Origin of the sequence: Halomonas sp. A29, assembly GCF_046723295.1 — a bacterium.
Taxonomy (GTDB): Bacteria; Pseudomonadota; Gammaproteobacteria; order Pseudomonadales; family Halomonadaceae; genus Halomonas.
Window position 1 is genome coordinate 14,242 of sequence record NZ_JAXQPR010000008.1, and the last position, 15,749, is coordinate 29,990.

The 15,749-nt window shown below is 61.2% G+C and carries 13 protein-coding genes and 1 tRNA gene; 8 read left to right on the forward strand and 6 right to left on the reverse strand.

Annotated elements, in window-relative coordinates; all coding sequences use genetic code 11:
- Position 1: 1 nt before the first annotated feature.
- The 3 genes from SPH52_RS16165 (at position 2) to SPH52_RS16175 (ending at position 2,149) form a co-directional block, all read left to right on the forward strand.
- Positions 2 to 853: an ABC transporter permease gene (locus SPH52_RS16165; protein ID WP_411796078.1), complete on the forward strand. Its 852-nt coding sequence runs from the start codon at positions 2 to 4 to the stop codon at positions 851 to 853.
- Between the two features lie 280 nt (positions 854 to 1,133).
- Positions 1,134 to 1,550 carry a hypothetical protein gene (locus tag SPH52_RS16170; RefSeq protein WP_411796079.1) on the forward strand — a complete coding sequence of 139 codons (417 nt, stop codon included), beginning with the start codon at positions 1,134 to 1,136 and terminating at the stop codon, positions 1,548 to 1,550.
- 104 nt (positions 1,551 to 1,654) lie between these two features.
- Positions 1,655 to 2,149, forward strand: a complete 495-nt coding sequence (locus SPH52_RS16175) for a hypothetical protein (RefSeq protein ID WP_411796080.1) — start codon at positions 1,655 to 1,657, stop codon at positions 2,147 to 2,149.
- A 235-nt stretch (positions 2,150 to 2,384) separates the two neighbouring features.
- Here the strand turns inward: SPH52_RS16175 and SPH52_RS16180 are convergent, their stop codons facing one another.
- The 4 genes from SPH52_RS16180 to SPH52_RS16195 all read right to left on the reverse strand — a co-directional run bounded on the left by SPH52_RS16180 (position 2,385) and on the right by SPH52_RS16195 (position 7,408).
- Positions 2,385 to 3,773 carry a sigma-54-dependent transcriptional regulator gene (locus SPH52_RS16180; RefSeq protein ID WP_411796081.1) on the reverse strand — a complete coding sequence of 463 codons (1,389 nt, stop codon included), beginning with the start codon at positions 3,771 to 3,773 and terminating at the stop codon, positions 2,385 to 2,387.
- On the reverse strand, positions 3,770 to 5,227 hold the full coding sequence (locus SPH52_RS16185; protein WP_411796082.1) for an ATP-binding protein: 1,458 nt from the start codon (positions 5,225 to 5,227) through the stop codon (positions 3,770 to 3,772). The genes SPH52_RS16180 and SPH52_RS16185 overlap by 4 nt, the downstream gene beginning before the upstream one ends.
- A 68-nt stretch (positions 5,228 to 5,295) precedes the next feature.
- Positions 5,296 to 6,438 (reverse strand): PQQ-dependent sugar dehydrogenase, encoded by a 1,143-nt coding sequence (locus SPH52_RS16190; protein ID WP_411796083.1) that lies wholly within the window; start codon positions 6,436 to 6,438, stop codon positions 5,296 to 5,298.
- A 91-nt stretch (positions 6,439 to 6,529) separates the two neighbouring features.
- A complete protein-coding gene (locus tag SPH52_RS16195) occupies positions 6,530 to 7,408 on the reverse strand; it encodes an AEC family transporter (protein ID WP_411796084.1) in 879 nt (292 codons plus the stop codon).
- A 194-nt stretch (positions 7,409 to 7,602) separates the two neighbouring features.
- Here SPH52_RS16195 and SPH52_RS16200 point away from each other — a divergent pair, with 194 nt between their 5' ends.
- Complete coding sequence (locus SPH52_RS16200) at positions 7,603 to 9,408, forward strand: ABC transporter ATP-binding protein (RefSeq protein ID WP_411796085.1); 1,806 nt, start codon at positions 7,603 to 7,605, stop codon at positions 9,406 to 9,408.
- 66 nt (positions 9,409 to 9,474) lie between these two features.
- Here the strand turns inward: SPH52_RS16200 and SPH52_RS16205 are convergent, their stop codons facing one another.
- Positions 9,475 to 11,058 carry a sodium:solute symporter family transporter gene (locus SPH52_RS16205; protein WP_411796086.1) on the reverse strand — a complete coding sequence of 528 codons (1,584 nt, stop codon included), beginning with the start codon at positions 11,056 to 11,058 and terminating at the stop codon, positions 9,475 to 9,477.
- A gap of 227 nt (positions 11,059 to 11,285) precedes the next feature.
- Entirely contained in the window at positions 11,286 to 11,891 is a 606-nt protein-coding gene (locus SPH52_RS16210; RefSeq protein ID WP_411796087.1) for a hypothetical protein, read from the reverse strand.
- Positions 11,892 to 12,036: 145 nt separating this feature from the next.
- On the opposite strand from SPH52_RS16210, the gene SPH52_RS16215 reads away from it, so the two are divergent.
- The 4 genes from SPH52_RS16215 to SPH52_RS16230 all read left to right on the forward strand — a co-directional run bounded on the left by SPH52_RS16215 (position 12,037) and on the right by SPH52_RS16230 (position 15,674).
- A tRNA-Ile gene (locus SPH52_RS16215) sits at positions 12,037 to 12,113 on the forward strand.
- A 114-nt stretch (positions 12,114 to 12,227) separates the two neighbouring features.
- Positions 12,228 to 14,618, forward strand: coding sequence for a DNA/RNA helicase domain-containing protein (locus SPH52_RS16220; RefSeq protein ID WP_411796088.1), 2,391 nt, complete (start codon positions 12,228 to 12,230; stop codon positions 14,616 to 14,618).
- Positions 14,619 to 14,726: 108 nt separating this feature from the next.
- Complete coding sequence (locus tag SPH52_RS16225) at positions 14,727 to 15,083, forward strand: nucleotide pyrophosphohydrolase (protein WP_411796089.1); 357 nt, start codon at positions 14,727 to 14,729, stop codon at positions 15,081 to 15,083.
- A gap of 303 nt (positions 15,084 to 15,386) precedes the next feature.
- Positions 15,387 to 15,674: an AbiEi antitoxin N-terminal domain-containing protein gene (locus SPH52_RS16230; protein WP_411796090.1), complete on the forward strand. Its 288-nt coding sequence runs from the start codon at positions 15,387 to 15,389 to the stop codon at positions 15,672 to 15,674.
- Positions 15,675 to 15,749 lie beyond the last annotated feature (75 nt).

Sequence of the window (15,749 nt, forward strand, 5' to 3'; positions counted from 1 at the left end):
GATGGCCATTCCTTCCTATGCGACTCGCGGCGAACGTATCTGGCATTACGTCTTCCTGGGTATCTGTGCGCTGATATTCCTGTTTCTGGTGGGGCCGCTGCTGGTGATCATCCCGCTTTCCTTCAATGCGCAGCCCTACTTCACTTTCTCGGAGGCGATGCTCAAGCTCGATCCGGCCGCCTACTCGCTGCGCTGGTATGAAGACTTCTTTACCTCGCGGGCCTGGCTGCATGCGATCAAGAACAGCTTCATCATCGGTATTGCGTCGACGATCCTGGCGACGATTCTGGGTACCATTGCGGCGCTGGGGTTGTCGAGCCGGCATATGCCGGCGCGCGGGGTGATCATGGCGCTGCTCATTTCGCCCATGATCGTACCGCTGATCATCTCCGCGGCGGCCATGTTCTTCTTCTTCTCCAAGATCAACCTGGCGCAGACCTACCTAGGGGTGATCCTGGCGCATACCGCGCTTGGCATACCGTTCGTCGTCATCACCGTGACGGCTACCCTGTCGAGCTTCGATACTACGTTGATCAAGGCGGCTCATAGCCTTGGCGCCAATCCCACTCGAACCTTCTTCAAGGTGGTGTTGCCGCTGGTGACTCCGGGTGTGGTTTCCGGCGCCCTGTTCGCCTTCATTACCTCCTTCGACGAAGTGGTGGTGGTGCTGTTCATCTCCGGCCCGGAACAGCGCACCATGCCGATTCAGATGTGGTCCGGTATTCGCGAGCAGATAAGCCCGACGATACTGGCCGTGGCCACGCTGCTGGTGCTGCTCTCAATGCTGTTGCTGACGACGCTGGAGCTGTTGCGGCGGCGCAGCGAGCGACTGCGCGGAGTCTCTCCGGAGTAAGGCGTCGATTCACCGGCTTTCCTCAACCTGACAGGGGGCACCTATTGGTGCCCCCTGTTGCGTCATGTCTTGCGTCAAGCGGAATCTTTGCGGCAACAGCTGTGGCAGACCTGACCATGTGTCAATTTGTACCACGTTAAAGCCATGCCAAAGCGACATTATATTAGTTCTTGTTCAAACCTAATTGTCTGATTTTTATGAAATATAAGAAAAAATGGCAAGACTGGCACAGCCTGTGCTGCATATTGGGTGAGGACGAACCAACCAGGGAGAGATCCACATGAGCCATGAGAAACGTGCAAGCAGGTCTGCCAGGCGATTGACGGCCTTGGCCTCGGCGGTGGCTCTTGCAATGGGCGCATTGTCACTCGCCGGCTGCGGCAATGACGATGATGAGCTTCCTCCGGTTGAGGAAGAGCGTCCAGCCATGGAGGAGCAAGGCTCGCCGATGCAGGACACAACGGCTGATCCTGGCATCGACCAGACAGATACTGCCGCTGGTGATGGCGCTGCGGATCCCACGACTGGTGTCGAGGAGAGCCCTGAAGGCGCGGGGGATGTGGCTCCTGAAGAGGATCCGCTCCCGGAAGCCGAACAGGAGCCGGTGCCTGAAGAAGAGCCCGACGGGCAGCAGGCTACCATGGATGGTGAGGAAGAAGATCCCCTTGAGGATGAGGAAGAGCAGGGTGGCAACTAACGTGCTACCCGATGGTTCAAGTGCCGTCATCGAATGCGGTGACGGCTAGGGCGGGAAGCCCATTCCATTCGTCGCAAGACGATACCGCAGGAGGTGGAAGTATGATGTCCAAGGAATTTCTGAAGAAGCTAGGCGTCCTGGGCGTGACCATGGGGCTGACCGCCAGCCCGCTGGCCTTGGCGCAGCAGACACAGCAGGACGAATTCCAGACCCAGCAGGGTACCGAGCAGCCGGGTGACTATCCGGCCACCGAGGCAGCTCCGGGTCATGAGACAGGTGTTGGTGAGCCCCCGGGTGACCCCGCCGCGCCGGGCTTCGATGGCACCACGGCGCCAGGCGAGGATCCGGCCATGCCGGGCACCGAGACGGATCCGGGCATGCAGCAAGATCCGGGCATGCAGCAGGATCCGGGCATGCAGCAAGCGCCTGGCACCGAAGCGGCACCGGGTACCGATCCAGCCGCGCCTGGTATGCAAGACGAGCCCGGCTTCGGCGAGGGCACCGAGGCGATGCCGGGTGACGAACCCGAGTTCGAGTACGAAAACGAGGAAGAAGAGTGGGACTATCCGGAGGATGAGGGCAGCGACGAAGCCTATTGATCCTCTTTGGTTCCGGCCCCGGCCGAATGGCTGGGGTCAGAGGAGAAGTGTCGACGCAAGGATGCGTCATCCGCTAAGCATGACGCGGCGCAATCCGCTGGCGGCCCGCCACCCTCCCCCCTTGCACCGTCAGATGGATTGCATGGCGTGCTTCGCCCCCGAGCTCCCACGGGGGCCTTTTTGTGCCTTCCATCGGCGTGTCGTGATATCGAGTCGTGATCATGACAAGGGGCGGCTATTCCTCCTCCAGGCGGCGATAGAGGGTGCGTCTGGCGATGCCAAGGATATCGGCGGTGCGCCGCTTGTTGCCGCCCGTCGCCTCGAGTACTTTCTGGATGTAGCGCTTTTCGACTTCCTCCAGGCTTGGCCAGCTCTGCTGGCTGCTGGCGACCAGCGACTTGCCCGTTTCGATCTGACGCATGACGCCACGCTGCTCCTGGCCGTGCTGGCGAATGCGCTCCGGCAGGTCGGCATGGCTGAGCAGCCCTTCCTCCGCCAGGGTCACGGCACGCATGACGGCATTCTCGAGTTCGCGAACGTTGCCAGGGTAGGGGTAGTCGAGCAGGGTCTGCAGTGCCACGGGTTCGATGCGCTCGATGCTCTTGCCCTGGGCGCTGGCGTGCTTCTCGATCATGGCGGAGATCAGCCGCTCGATATCCCCTTGGCGTTCGCGCAGCGGAGGAATGCGCAGCGAGAAGGTCTCCAGGCGGTAGAACAGGTCGCTGCGGAAGTTGCCGCTTTCTATCTCCTGCTCCAGGTCACGGTGGGTGGCGGCAATGATACGGACGTCCACCGCCTCCTCCCTCTCGGCTCCCACCGCCTTGACCATCTTCTCCTGCAGCGCCCGCAGCAGCTTGGCCTGCAGGCCGGGTGACATTTCGCCGATCTCATCGAGAAAGAGGCTGCCGCCGTTGGCGGTCTGGAACAGGCCCTGGCGCGATTCGCTGGCGCCCGTGAACGCGCCCTTGATGTGGCCGAAGAACTCGCTCTCCATCAGCTCCGAGGGAATGCTGGCACAGTTGACGGCAACGAAAGGTTCGCCGGCGCGTGGGCTCTCGGCATGAATGGCACGGGCCAACAGTTCCTTGCCGGTGCCGCTCTCGCCCAGTATGAGGATGGGCGCATCGCTCTTGGCCAGCCGCGCGGCATCGTGGAAAAGTGCCTGCATCGTCTCGCTTTCGCCGACGATGCCATGGAAGTGGCCGGGCGGCTCGTCCTGATGCAGGCGCTCGGCCAGGCGCCGGTTTTCCAGCACCCGGTAGACCGCTTCTCCCACGCTCTCCAGATCCAGCGGCTTGGTGAGGAAGTCGTCTGCGCCGATCTTCAACGCCTCGACGGCCTGGTCGATGGTTCCAAAGGCGGTGATGACGATGAAGCCCAGGTGGCTGCCCTCGTGGCGTAATTGCTCAAGCAGCTGCATGCCGCTCATGCCGGGAAGGCGCACGTCGCTGATGACCAGGGCCACTTCGCTGTGGCTCAAGGTAATGACGGCATCCTCGGCACTGCCGACGCCTAGTGTCTGATAACCGGCTTCCTGGAGCTCCTCTTCCAGCAGCTCGAGAATGGCAGCGTCATCCTCGACGATGAGTATGGGTAAGTCGGTATGGCTGTGGCTCCCAGTCACGTGGCAGTTCCTCCTTCATCGGCATCGTTCAGTGGCAGTCCGATCTCGAAGCCGGCTCCCCCCAGTTCGCTGTCGAACACCCCGACGGTTCCGCCGTGGTCATTGATGATTCGGTGCACCATGGAAAGCCCCAGGCCGCTGCCTTGGCCGACGGGTTTGGTAGTGAAAAAGGGATCGAAGACCTTGGATTTGTCCTTGTCGCCGATACCCGAGCCGTCATCTTCCACCCACAGCGTCAGCCAGCCCTCTTTTTCCCGCGTGCGTATGCGTACACGGCTGACTTCCTTGACCTGGGCGGCATTGCGCAGGAGGTTGGTCAATACTTGAATCAGTTGCTGACCGTTGGCCAGCAGCGGTGAAGAGGAAGGGGGGAGATCGAGTTCGAGGCGGATAGCGTTCTGCTCGAAGTCTTCCTCCACCAGTTCGCGTGCCGCTCCGAAGAGTTCGGTCAGGTCCAGCGGCTCCTTTTCGACATTGTGGCGGCGGCCGAGCTCCATCAGCTGACGCACGATCTCGACGATGCGCTCCACCTCGCTGCGAATGCGCCCCAACCTGGCCCGGTCGGCGTCGTTGAGCGTTTCGCGCCGGGACAGCCGCTGGGCCTGGCCATTGATCACCGTGAGCGGGGCGCCGATCTCGTGGGCGACCCCGGCAGCCAGCACCCCCAGCTCGGCGAGCTTCTTCGACTTGCGCAGCCGTTTCTCAAGCTCGATCTCCTTGCGCCGGCGCGCCTCGATGTCGGCATCCTTCTCGGCCATGGCGTCCAGCATGCCGTTCAGTGCCACGGCGAGACGTTCATACTCCTGGGGTCCTTCGGCTTCGGCGCGCTGACCACGGTCGCCGGCCTCGACGCGTTGCATGACGGTGAGCAGACGCTCGAGCGGCCGCTCGATGTGGCGTCGAAAGCCCCACCAGATGCCCAGCACGATGCCGGCCGCGCCGATGATGAAAGCCAGTAGGGCCAGTTGGCTTAGAAACCCTGTGTAGTTTTCGATACCGGTGTTGAGCCGATTGACCTGTAGCACGCCCTGCACTTCGCCAGTGGCAGAAAGCAGCGGTTTCAGCGCCGAGTAGTAGTGCCAGCCGTCGTGTTCGCGGTAGGCGGCACGCATCTCGCCGTGCTCGGCCACCTCGCGAATGGTCTCGGGGCTGAACAGCGCCTGGCCCAGCCCAAGGCCGTAGATCTCGCGGCCATTGGCATCGAATACATAGGCGCCATAGATCCGGTGGAAGGAGAAGGCGGAGTAGAGCGACTCCTCGAGGGGTTCGGTGGCATTGCGGGCCAGGGCGTGGCTCAAGGTGGTGCCGATCACGTTGGTGATTACCTGGACTTCCCGCTCCAGGCGATTGCGCACGTTATCCTCCAGTGACTTGATGGCCACCAGGCTGAAGATCAGCAGCGCCAGGAAGAGCGGCGCAATGACGGTAATCAGTATGAGATTGCGTAGGCGCATGGCGACTCGCGGACGGTGTTCGACGAATGTGACGGCACCGGGCTTCAAGCCCGGCGCCACACTTGGGATCAATCGACTGGCCTCAGCCGGTAAAGGCTGCCCTGGGGATCGTCGTTGATCAGGTAAATGGCACCATCATGTCCCTGGAGTACGTCGCGAATGCGCCCGATTTGCCCATCGAGTACGACCTCACTGTCGACCAACTCATCGCCATCCAGGGCCAGACGGTGCAACTGCTCGCTTTGCAACCCTCCCGCCAGCAGATGGCCCTGCCATTCCCCGAACATGGGCGAGCTGACCTGGGCCAGACCAGAGGGGGCGAAACGGTCTTCGAAGACATGAATGGGATCGCGCATGCCTGGCAGGGAGTCCTCGCCGACGGGCTGTTGAGCGCCGTAGCTGAGTCCCAGGCTCACCTCGGGCCAGCCATAGTTCTCGCCGCCAACGAGGCGGTTGAGTTCGTCGCCGCCCAGAGGGCCGTGCTCGGTGGCCCAGGCCTCGCCCTCTTCCGTGACCACCAGACCCTGGGCATTGCGGTTGCCGAGGGTGAAGATCTCATCGAGCGTCTCGTCGTCGCCGACAAAGGGGTTGTCCTCTGGAACGCCACCAGTTTCCGTCAGGCGCAGTATGCTGCCAGCATGGTCACGGCTCTCCTGGGCTCGCGATGGGCTGCCGCGGTCGCCAATGGACATCAGCAGCGTGCCGTCCGGCAGCCAGGCGAGCCTGGAACCGTAGTGGCGTCCGGGGTCGGCGGGCTGTTCCTGTTCGAACAGAGTCTCGAGGTCGATCAGGCGGTTGTCGTCCAGGCGGGCTCGGCCCAGGGCCGTAGCAGTCTGGCTACCGTCGGGCTTGCTCCAGGTGAAGTAGATCCAGTCGTTCTCGCCGTCGCCATAGAGTGGGTGCAGCGCGACGTCGAGTAGCCCACCCTGGATCTGGGCGCTGATCTCGGGTAATCCCTCCAGGTGGGTAATGCTGCCATCCTCGTCGACCAGCGCCAGACGCCCCGGGCGCTCACTGACCAGGAAACGGCCGTCGGGCAGCATGGCCACCGACCAGGGGTGTTCGAATCCCTCGGCAAGGCGCTCGAGACGCAGCTCCAGATGTTCGGTGGCAATGCGCTCGGCGACGATCTCCGCGGCCTGGGCCGAACCGACGCTTCCTGCGATGCAGGCCAGCAGCGGAACTGCCAGCCGTTTGCTTGCTTCGTGCATGATTCTCTCCCTTGCATTTCGATACCGCCCCGGTAGATACAGACTCTGGAGCAGCCCGGGTGTTCCCATCACCCTCGTGGTCCGCTGGCGGCTACATCAGTATCGCCAACAGGATCGGCAGATAGAGCAGTGCCAGCAGTGTCGAGCAGAACACCAGACTGGCCACGTACTCCGGCTCACGCTTGGCACGCTGCGCGAACAGGTAATTGAAGACGGCCACCGGCATGCTCATCTGTAGCACGAGGATGCTGAGCGCCAGCGTCGACAGGCCCAGCAGCGTGCCGATTCCCCAGGCCAGCAGAGCGGCAAACGGGATGCGCAGCAGGCTGAAGCCGATACCCGAACGCAGGTTCTTCACCTGGATGCTGGCCAGCGAGACTCCCAACGTGATCAGCATGAGCGGTACGGTGAAGCCAGATATCAGGTCCACGCTATTGGCCAGCCATCGCGGCAGCTCGGTGTCGCTCAGCAACAGAGCCAATGCAATCAGGATAGCGTAAACCGTGGGAGTCCTGACCAGAGTTCGCAAGGGATTGCTGCCGCTGCTGGCAATGATGGAACCGATGGTGAACTGGAACAGAGAAACCGTGATCATCACGGTAATGCCGAACGCGAAGCCGGCGCTGCCGAAGGCGTAGAGCACCACCGGCAGCCCCATGTTGCCCGTGTTGGGGTACATCATCGGCGCCAGCAGCACCCGCCAATCCCGGCGCAGCAGGCGCGCCATGGCGAAGGTGGCGAGGCCCATGCTCATCATCACCAGCGCAGTGGCGAGCATGGTACGCCCGAAGCTGCCGGCATCTATCTCGGCGTTCGTGAGCGACGCGATGACCAGGGCCGGTGTGCCGATGTTGAAGACCAGGCGCGTGACGAAGTCCACCGGGTAGGGCTGGCCCAGGCGAATCCAGGTAAAGCCCAGGCCGGCGCCGGCCAGAACGGGGGCCATCACGGCGAAGAGGTCGGCGAGCATCGAGCATCCTTGGCGGTGAGCAAGCCAAACATTGTCGTGAATACCGGCGTGGCGATGCAAGTTCGACGCAACGTTGCTCGATTTCGAACGCCCTGTTGCGAAAATCGGAAGCCCAGTTTTCGCCTTGGTGAAAGCTTCCCCGACCCGGTAAGCTGCGACTCTTGCTCGAGACGCTTGCTCGAAAGGAATCCCTCATGTCAGCCAATACTTCCGCCAACAGCTTCCAGGCACTGGTGCGCCTGCTGCGTTATGCGCGCGGTTACCGGCGCCGTATCGTCGCCGCCACGACGTGCTCGATCATCAACAAGATCTTCGATATCGCTCCGGAGATACTCATCGGCGTGGCCATCGACGTAGTGGTCAACCAGGAGCGCAGCTTCGTCGCTCGGCTGGGCTTCGAGACCGCCCAGCAGCAGATCATGGTGCTCGCCGTACTCACCTTCTTCATCTGGGCCGGTGAATCGATCTTCGAATATCTCTACAAGATCCTGTGGCGCAACTTGGCCCAGCGGCTACAGGCCGACATGCGCCTGGATACCTACGAGCACGCCCAGCGCCTCGACATGGCCTACTTCGAGTCGAAGAGCTCGGGCCAGCTTGTTGCCACCATGAACGACGACGTCAACCAGCTCGAGCGCTTCCTCGACGGCGGCGCCAACTCGCTGATCCAGGTTGGCGTCACCGTGGTCGCGGTGGGCGCGGTGTTCTTCGTCATCTCACCCTTGATCGCGCTGCTCGCCTTCACGCCGATTCCGCTGATCATCTGGGGCGCGTTCTTCTTCCAACGCAAGGCCGGCCCGCTGTATGCCGACGTGCGCGAGAAGGTGGGCGACCTCGCCAGTCGGCTCTCCAACAACCTCGCCGGCATCGCCACGATCAAGAGCTTCACCAGCGAGGCACGCGAGGCCGAGCGGCTGCGCCAGGTCAGCGAAGCTTACGTGGAGGCCAACCGCCGCGCCATCCGGGTCAGCTCCGCCTTCATCCCGGTGATCCGCATGGCGATCCTGGCCGGCTTCCTGGCCACCTTCACCGTGGGCGGCATGATGGCCCTGCGCGGCGACCTCAACGTCGGCGCCTACGGTGTGCTGGTCTTCCTCACCCAGCGCCTGCTGTGGCCGCTGACGGGGCTCGCCGAAGTGATCGACCTGTTCGAGCGCGCCATGGCCAGCACCCGACGCATCCTCGACCTGCTGGCGGTACCCATCACGGTCAAGGACAATGAAGGGCAGCCACTGGCGGAACCGGTGCGCGGCGAGGTGAGCTTCGACAACGTCAGCTTCCGCTATGCCGCCAGCGGCGTCGGCGTGGGTGGTGTGAGCCTGCAGGTGCCAGCCGGCAATACCCTGGCGTTGGTGGGTGCCACCGGTTCGGGCAAGTCGACCCTGATGAAGCTGCTGCTGCGCTTCTACGATCCAGAGGCCGGCCAGGTGCGTATCGACGGCCAGCCGATCGGCGAGGTAAGCCTTGCTTCGCTGCGCCAGGCCATCGGCCTGGTGAGCCAGGACGTCTATCTCTTCGAGGGTTCGATTCGCGACAACATCGCCTACGGGCGCCCCGAGGCGAGCGAAGCCGAAGTGATCGAAGCGGCGCGTACCGCCGAGGCGTGGGAGTTCATCCAGGCGCTGCCCCAAGGGCTCGACACGACCGTGGGCGAGCGCGGCGTACGCCTCTCCGGAGGCCAGCGACAGCGCCTCTCGCTGGCCAGGGCGCTGCTCAAGGACCCGCCAATCCTGGTGCTCGATGAGGCCACCAGCGCGGTGGACAACGAGACCGAAGCGGCCATCCAGCGCTCGCTGGCCAAGATCGGCCACGGTCGCACGGTAATCATGATCGCCCACCGGCTCTCGACCATCGTGCACGCTGACGAGATCGTGGTGGTCGACGGCGGGCGGGTCGTGGAACAGGGTACCCATACCGCACTGCTGGAGCGTGGCGGCCGCTACGCCGCCCAATGGAGAGTGCAGACTGGCGCGCTGGAGGAGAGCGAGGCGCTGAGCTGAACCCGTGCGGCCGCAAGCCTTGGTGCGCCGACGACGGTGGCGGCGCAGCACGTCACCGTTTTCCCGCTAGATGAACAGGCCCACCCAGACCACCGTGACGACCACCAGCAGGCCCGCCAGCACGCGATAGTTCTGCCACAGCGGCTTGCCGGCAAGCTCGCGTGACTCCTCGCGCCAGGCCTCGCGTGACCAGACGTACTCCTTCTGAGTCTCCTGGGGCGGCGGTTCGGTACTCAGCGTGATGGCGACGAACAGCGATGCGCTCAACAACAGCATGATGCCGGCGCCATAGAGGAACTGCAGCGTGTACAGCGCGAAGATCTCGCCTGCCAGGAAGGCAGCAAAGCCAATGGGGGCGGCGATGACCAGGGTCCAGAAGGCTGCCGCACTGCTGGCTCGATGCCAGAACAGCCCGCCGAGGAAGATCACCACCACCGGCATGGTCACGTAACCCAGGAAGGATTGGAAATACTCGACGATACCGTCGAAGGTGAGGATCACCGGTGCCCACAGCCCAGCAGCCACCATGAACACACCCACCATGGCTCGGCTGATCAACATCAGCTGCTTCTCGCTGCGCTGCTTCTTTCGTGTCTTGATAAAGTCGTTGACGACCAGTGACGAAGCGCCGTTGAGTACCGAGTCGAGGGTGGACATCAGTGCGGCCACCAATGCTGCCAATACCAGTCCACGCACGCCGATGGGCAGGAAATCGAAGGCTAGCGTTGGCCAGATCAGGTCCGCGTCGGACAGATCCGGATAGAGCGCCCGCCCCATGGTGCCGGGAAGGATCAGCAGGAACAGCAGCGGCAGCTGCAGCAGGCCGGCCATCAGTGCACCCCAGCGGCCATGGTCGATGCTCTTGGCGGAAAGGACTTTCTGCATGACGATGTGGTTGGTCGTCCAGTAATAGAAACCCAACCACAGCACGCCGGTGAGTACGCCGGGCCAGGGCAGGAAATCGTCGTCCGCCGGCTTGAATACCGTGAAGCCATCTTCCGGCGCTGCATCCCGGACGGCATCCCAGGAGCCCAGCTCCTGGAACAACATGTAGAAAATGACTCCCCCGGCCACATAGAGCAGTACGGCCTGGATGGTGTCGGTGATCATCACCGCACGCAGGCCGCCCAGAATCACATAGAGACCGCCGAGCAGCGCCATGGCGGTAATCAACAGGCCCAGCGGCACTTCCGGGAACAGCAGCTTCAAGACGATCCCGCCGGCAAAAAGCGCGCCGGCACTATCGATGAACAGGGCAGTGAAAACCGAAAAAAGAGAGAAGGCGTAGCGTGAGCGCTTGTCGTAGCGGTTTGCCAGGAACTCAGGCATGGTGCTGACACGCGAGCGCAGGTAGAACGGTAGGATGAACAGAGCGAAGAACACCAGCACCAGAGTGGCCATCCACTCGTAGTTCCACACCGCGATGCCATCGTGATAACCGGCACCGGCGAGACCGATATAGGACGTCCCGGAAAGGTTGGCAGAAACCAGGCTGAGCCCGACCAGGGGCCAGATCATGCCGCGGCCGGCGAGAAAGTAGTTCTCCGAATCCTGGCGCTTGCGGCCCGCCCAGAAGCCGACGCTCAAGATCATGACCACATAGAGGCCAACGATCACCAGATCGATTGTCGCCAGATCGAACTCGGGCACGGTCTTCCCTCCAGCCCATGATTCCCTGTCGAAGTCGCCACGATGTCCGTCCTGGGGACGTGGCTGTCTCAACTGCAGTTCGCCTTCTAAACCGTAGACTAGCAGCAACGAGGCAGCAACGAAGCGTTAACAGCTTCAGGAAGCGTGCCGGAACTTAGTCCATGCAGGGCGGCCATCACACCGCCCAGGGGAGGGGAACGCTTAGGCTCGAGTCAGCGACCAAGGGATTATGAGTCTCCCGACTTGACCAGCATGGCATCGAGACTGACCGGCACCTCGTCGCCGATCTGCTCGTAGCCGAGCAGCAGCATCACCGAGCGCAGGGTCGGGTCGGCCATCAACGCCTTCCCATCCAGCGCCACCCGCTCGGCATTGGTGACCTGGATCTGACTGCTACCGGTCTTGGTGAAGCGCACCGGCAGCGACTCCTCACGCATGGAGTTGCCCGACTGCACCTTCATCGTCAGGTTTTCCACCATGGACTCCCCCTCGGCGAGCTGATCCAGCCGTTCGGGCGGAAACTGGGTGGTCAGGGTGGCCATGGGCCGCTGAGTGATGCCGGAAAGCCACGGCGGCAACTGCCCGAGCCGCTCGATCACGTCGCTCTGGTTGAGCCGCAGCGGCAGTTCCAGGTTGCCGCTGGCATCGGCACTGCCACTCAGCCGGCGCACCTCGTGCTGGCGCGGAATGGGGCCGTCGGGCGTAATCTGCATCACCATGGCGGAAACCCGCGAGCGTTCGGGGTCGAGCTCCCAGGCTGCCAGCGGCAGGGCGAACAGCAGGGCGGAGGCACCCAGGGCGACCAGCGGGAAAGAAGAGAAAAGGCGTTTCATGAACAATGCGTCTCCTGGAGCGGAAGGCTCACCCCAGAAGACACGCCAAACGCTGGGAAGTGCCCGGCGCGGCGAAACGAAATTGCCATTCGCGAGCCTCTGGCCTCGCCCACCAGCTTTCGCTATCATACGGCGGCGCAATGCAGGGCCTATAGCTCAGTTGGTTAGAGCAGGGGACTCATAATCCCTTGGTCGCTGGTTCGAGTCCAGCTGGGCCCACCAATCATCGCAATCGATAGTCTGCTCGTGTATCTGGCCTTTCCAACCTTTCCATCAGTCATTGGAAATGTGACCATGGCTCAGCTCTAAACGCATCTTGCAAGGGGCTGATAAACGATGCTGGTCTACAACGCCACCAAGCAGCAGTTCATTGATGACGTGCGAGCCAACGTTATCACCGACGCCATAGAGAACGAGGTGGCGCGCAAGCTGAACCGCAACTCGCCACGCAGCGAGGTGGCGTCTTGGGAAAACTCTCTTCGTTTCATGATGAGCGTGCTGCTTGATGAAGGAATTCCCGCATCGGCAGGGGTGGCCATCGAGTACAACATTCCGCTGACCAACCGCCGTGTGGACTTCATCCTGACCGGCAAGAACCACCAGCGTGACGATGCCGCCATAATTGTGGAGTTGAAACAGTGGCAGTCCGTTGAGGTGACGAAAAAAGACGCCATTGTGCGTACCCAGTTGGGAGGTGGAATACGTGAGACCAATCACCCCTCCTATCAGGCGTGGTCCTATGCGGCGCTGATCGAAGATTACAACGAGACAGTGCGTTCCGAGTCCATTAGCCTGGTTCCCTGTGCCTACCTGCACAACCTGAAGCAGGCAGACGCAATCAATGACCCCTTCTACGAGCACCACACTCGGCGTGCTCCGGTTTTCATATCGCACGATGCCATGCGGCTGTCCAAGTTCCTGAGCCAGCATATCAAGTACGGCGACAGCAGTAATATCATGTATCGCATCGAGCATGGTGTGATAAAGCCAAGCAAGAACCTGGCGGATGCGTTGGCGTCGATGATGCAGGGCAATGCCGAGTTTCTGATGATTGATGACCAGAAACTGGTGTATGAAACCGCTATCGACCTTGCGCATCGCGCGGTCAGCGGTAATAAGCAGTGCCTGATCGTCAGGGGAGGTCCGGGAACCGGCAAGTCTGTAGTCGCTGTCAATCTGCTGGTAGAGCTGACCAACCGAGAGATGATGACGCAATACGTATCACGCAACTCGGCCCCGCGTGAGGTATTCAAGAAGAAGCTGACGGGCACCAAAAAGAAGTCTCATATCAACAACCTGTTCAAGGGCTCGGGGAGTTACGTTTATGCCGAGCCAGATACCTTTCATGCCCTGATCGTGGACGAGGCGCACCGCCTGAACGAAAAATCCGGTATGTACCAGAACATAGGAGAGAGCCAGATCAAGGAGATGATCTCGGCTTCCCGCCTGGCGGTCTTCTTCATTGATGAAGCGCAGCGCGTCACGCTGAAGGATGTGGGTACGGTCGAGGAGATCAGGCGGAGAGCAGCGGAGTGCGGAGCCGAGGTCCAAGAACTCGAGTTGGCATCGCAGTTTCGCTGCAACGGTTCTGATGGCTACCTGGCGTGGCTGGATCATGCGCTACAGGTTCGCACTACGGCCAACACCGATATGGATGACATCGACTACGATTTTCAGGTCTTTGATGACCCCTGCGAGCTGCGTCGAGCCATTCTTGAAAAGAACCGCAAGGCTAACAAGGCGCGGATGGTGGCGGGGTACTGTTGGCCCTGGGCGAGCAAGAAGGACAGGCACGCCATGGACATCGTCTTTCCCGAGCATGGCTTTGCTGCCCAGTGGAACCTAAATGACGATGGCATGCTGTGGGCCATCGCTGATGAGTCAGTCGAGCAAGTAGGTTGCATTCATACCTGCCAAGGTCTGGAGTTCGACTACGTCGGCGTCATCATAGGGGATGACTTCGTGATTCGCGATGGGCGAGTGGTAAGCGATGCTGGAAAAAGGGCAGGACAGGACCGCTCCGTTCATGGGTACAAGACGCTGCTCAAGGAGGAACCTGAGCGGGCGAAGGCCCTGGCAGACCAGATCATCAAGAACACCTACCGTACTCTGATGACACGGGGGCAGAAGGGTTGTTATGTCTATGCCACCGACCCCGAAACCCGAGAGTACTTTGCAGCTTTCGTCCGCTCCCGATCAGTGGCCGGGTATCCAGACCCGGCTGAGAACGTTGAGATTTTGGATGGCTTACATCTTCCAATCGTGTCGCGAGAGCAGGCAGATCCGTTCGAGCGCCATGTGCCCGTGTACGACTTGAGCATCGCCGCCGGCGAGTTCAGCGAGATGCAGATCGCCGAAGCCGAGCACTGGGTCGAGCTGCCGGACTTTATGCGGGCGAGCTCCGACCTGTTCGTCAGCCGGGTAGTGGGAGAGTCGATGAACCGGCGCATCCCCAATGGCGCCTGGTGTCTGTTCCGTGCGAACCCAGGCGGCACACGGCAAGGGAAGATCGTTGTGGTGCAGCATCGAGCCATTGAGGACCCGGATCATGGCGGCAGCTTCACGGTAAAGCTGTACCAGAGCGAAAAGGTCGAGGAGTACGGCGAGTTCGTGAACCAGCGTATCGTCCTGAAGCCACAGACCAACGCTTTTGGCTACAAGGACATCGTGCTTGAGGATGAACTTGAGGATCTGAAGGTCATCGGCGAATTTCTATCTGTACTGTGAGGAGATGGGCGGCTTGATGGTCGCCTATGCTGATGCGGACTGGATAGCAAGCAGCAGAACAGGCATGCTCAAAGCAATCCAAAACCGTAGAACTCAGGTGGAGCCCTCATGTCCGACCCGTTCAAGCAGCTACACGACGCGATGGACCAGTTCGCCACTGAGCGCGACTGGGACCAGTTCCACTCGCCCAAGAACCTTGCCATGGCGCTGACGGTGGAGGCGGCTGAGCTGCAAGAATGCTTTCAGTGGCTGACTGAGGCACAGTCCAAAGAGCTGGATGAGCAGCAACTGGCCGCCGTGCGCGATGAGATTGCCGATATACAGCTCTACCTTATTCGTCTGGCGGGTAAGCTGGACGTGGATATCGAAGCGGCATGCTGGGCGAAGATGAGAAAGAATGCGGAGAAATATCCCTTCGACCAAGTGAAAGGAAGTGCGAAAAAGTATACACATTATCAGGATTAATATGATGCGTGGCCGTTTTGTCCTCTGCCACTGCTTCTTCAGCCTGGATGTTTTTCCTCAAACTGCCGCCCCGCTACGACGTCGCTCCGGGCACTGGAATGTGAACGCGGTGCGTCGATGTTGTCCAACTGATTCTGCAGCCCCTGTAGTGGGCGACTCTTTGGAACGAGCAGATCCGGATATATAGTTGCTGGTTTAAAGTCTGTACTGAAAACGGCCTTTAACGGCGATTATAAGTTTAACGTTAAGCTGGCATGGTTTACCCTCCACTCTAAAGACGGAATTTAAGGCCGCTTTTTTCGCGTGAAAATAAACCGTCTGCTGCAAAAGATCCCGCAGGGCGCCGTCGTTACGACTGTATGGCTTGCTTCATCGAATCAGGTGCGTATGCTGGCCGGCAGTGGCAGGTTGCAACGTGTGGGGTACGGTGCCTACTGCCAATCGGGGCATTCCCTGAACTGGCAGAGCGCTGTTTTCGCCCTGCAGGCAAGCGACGACTCGGGGTTGCCAACGCTTTTGCCGGGTGGCCAGACGGTCCTGGCACTGCATGGCTTTGTCTACTACCTGGCTCGCCACGCCGGGCATACCTGATACGGTCGACTTGAACCGCGCCGATTCAACCTAGGCAAAGGCAAGCGGCAGCTCTGCCAGGGGACCAACTGGGCA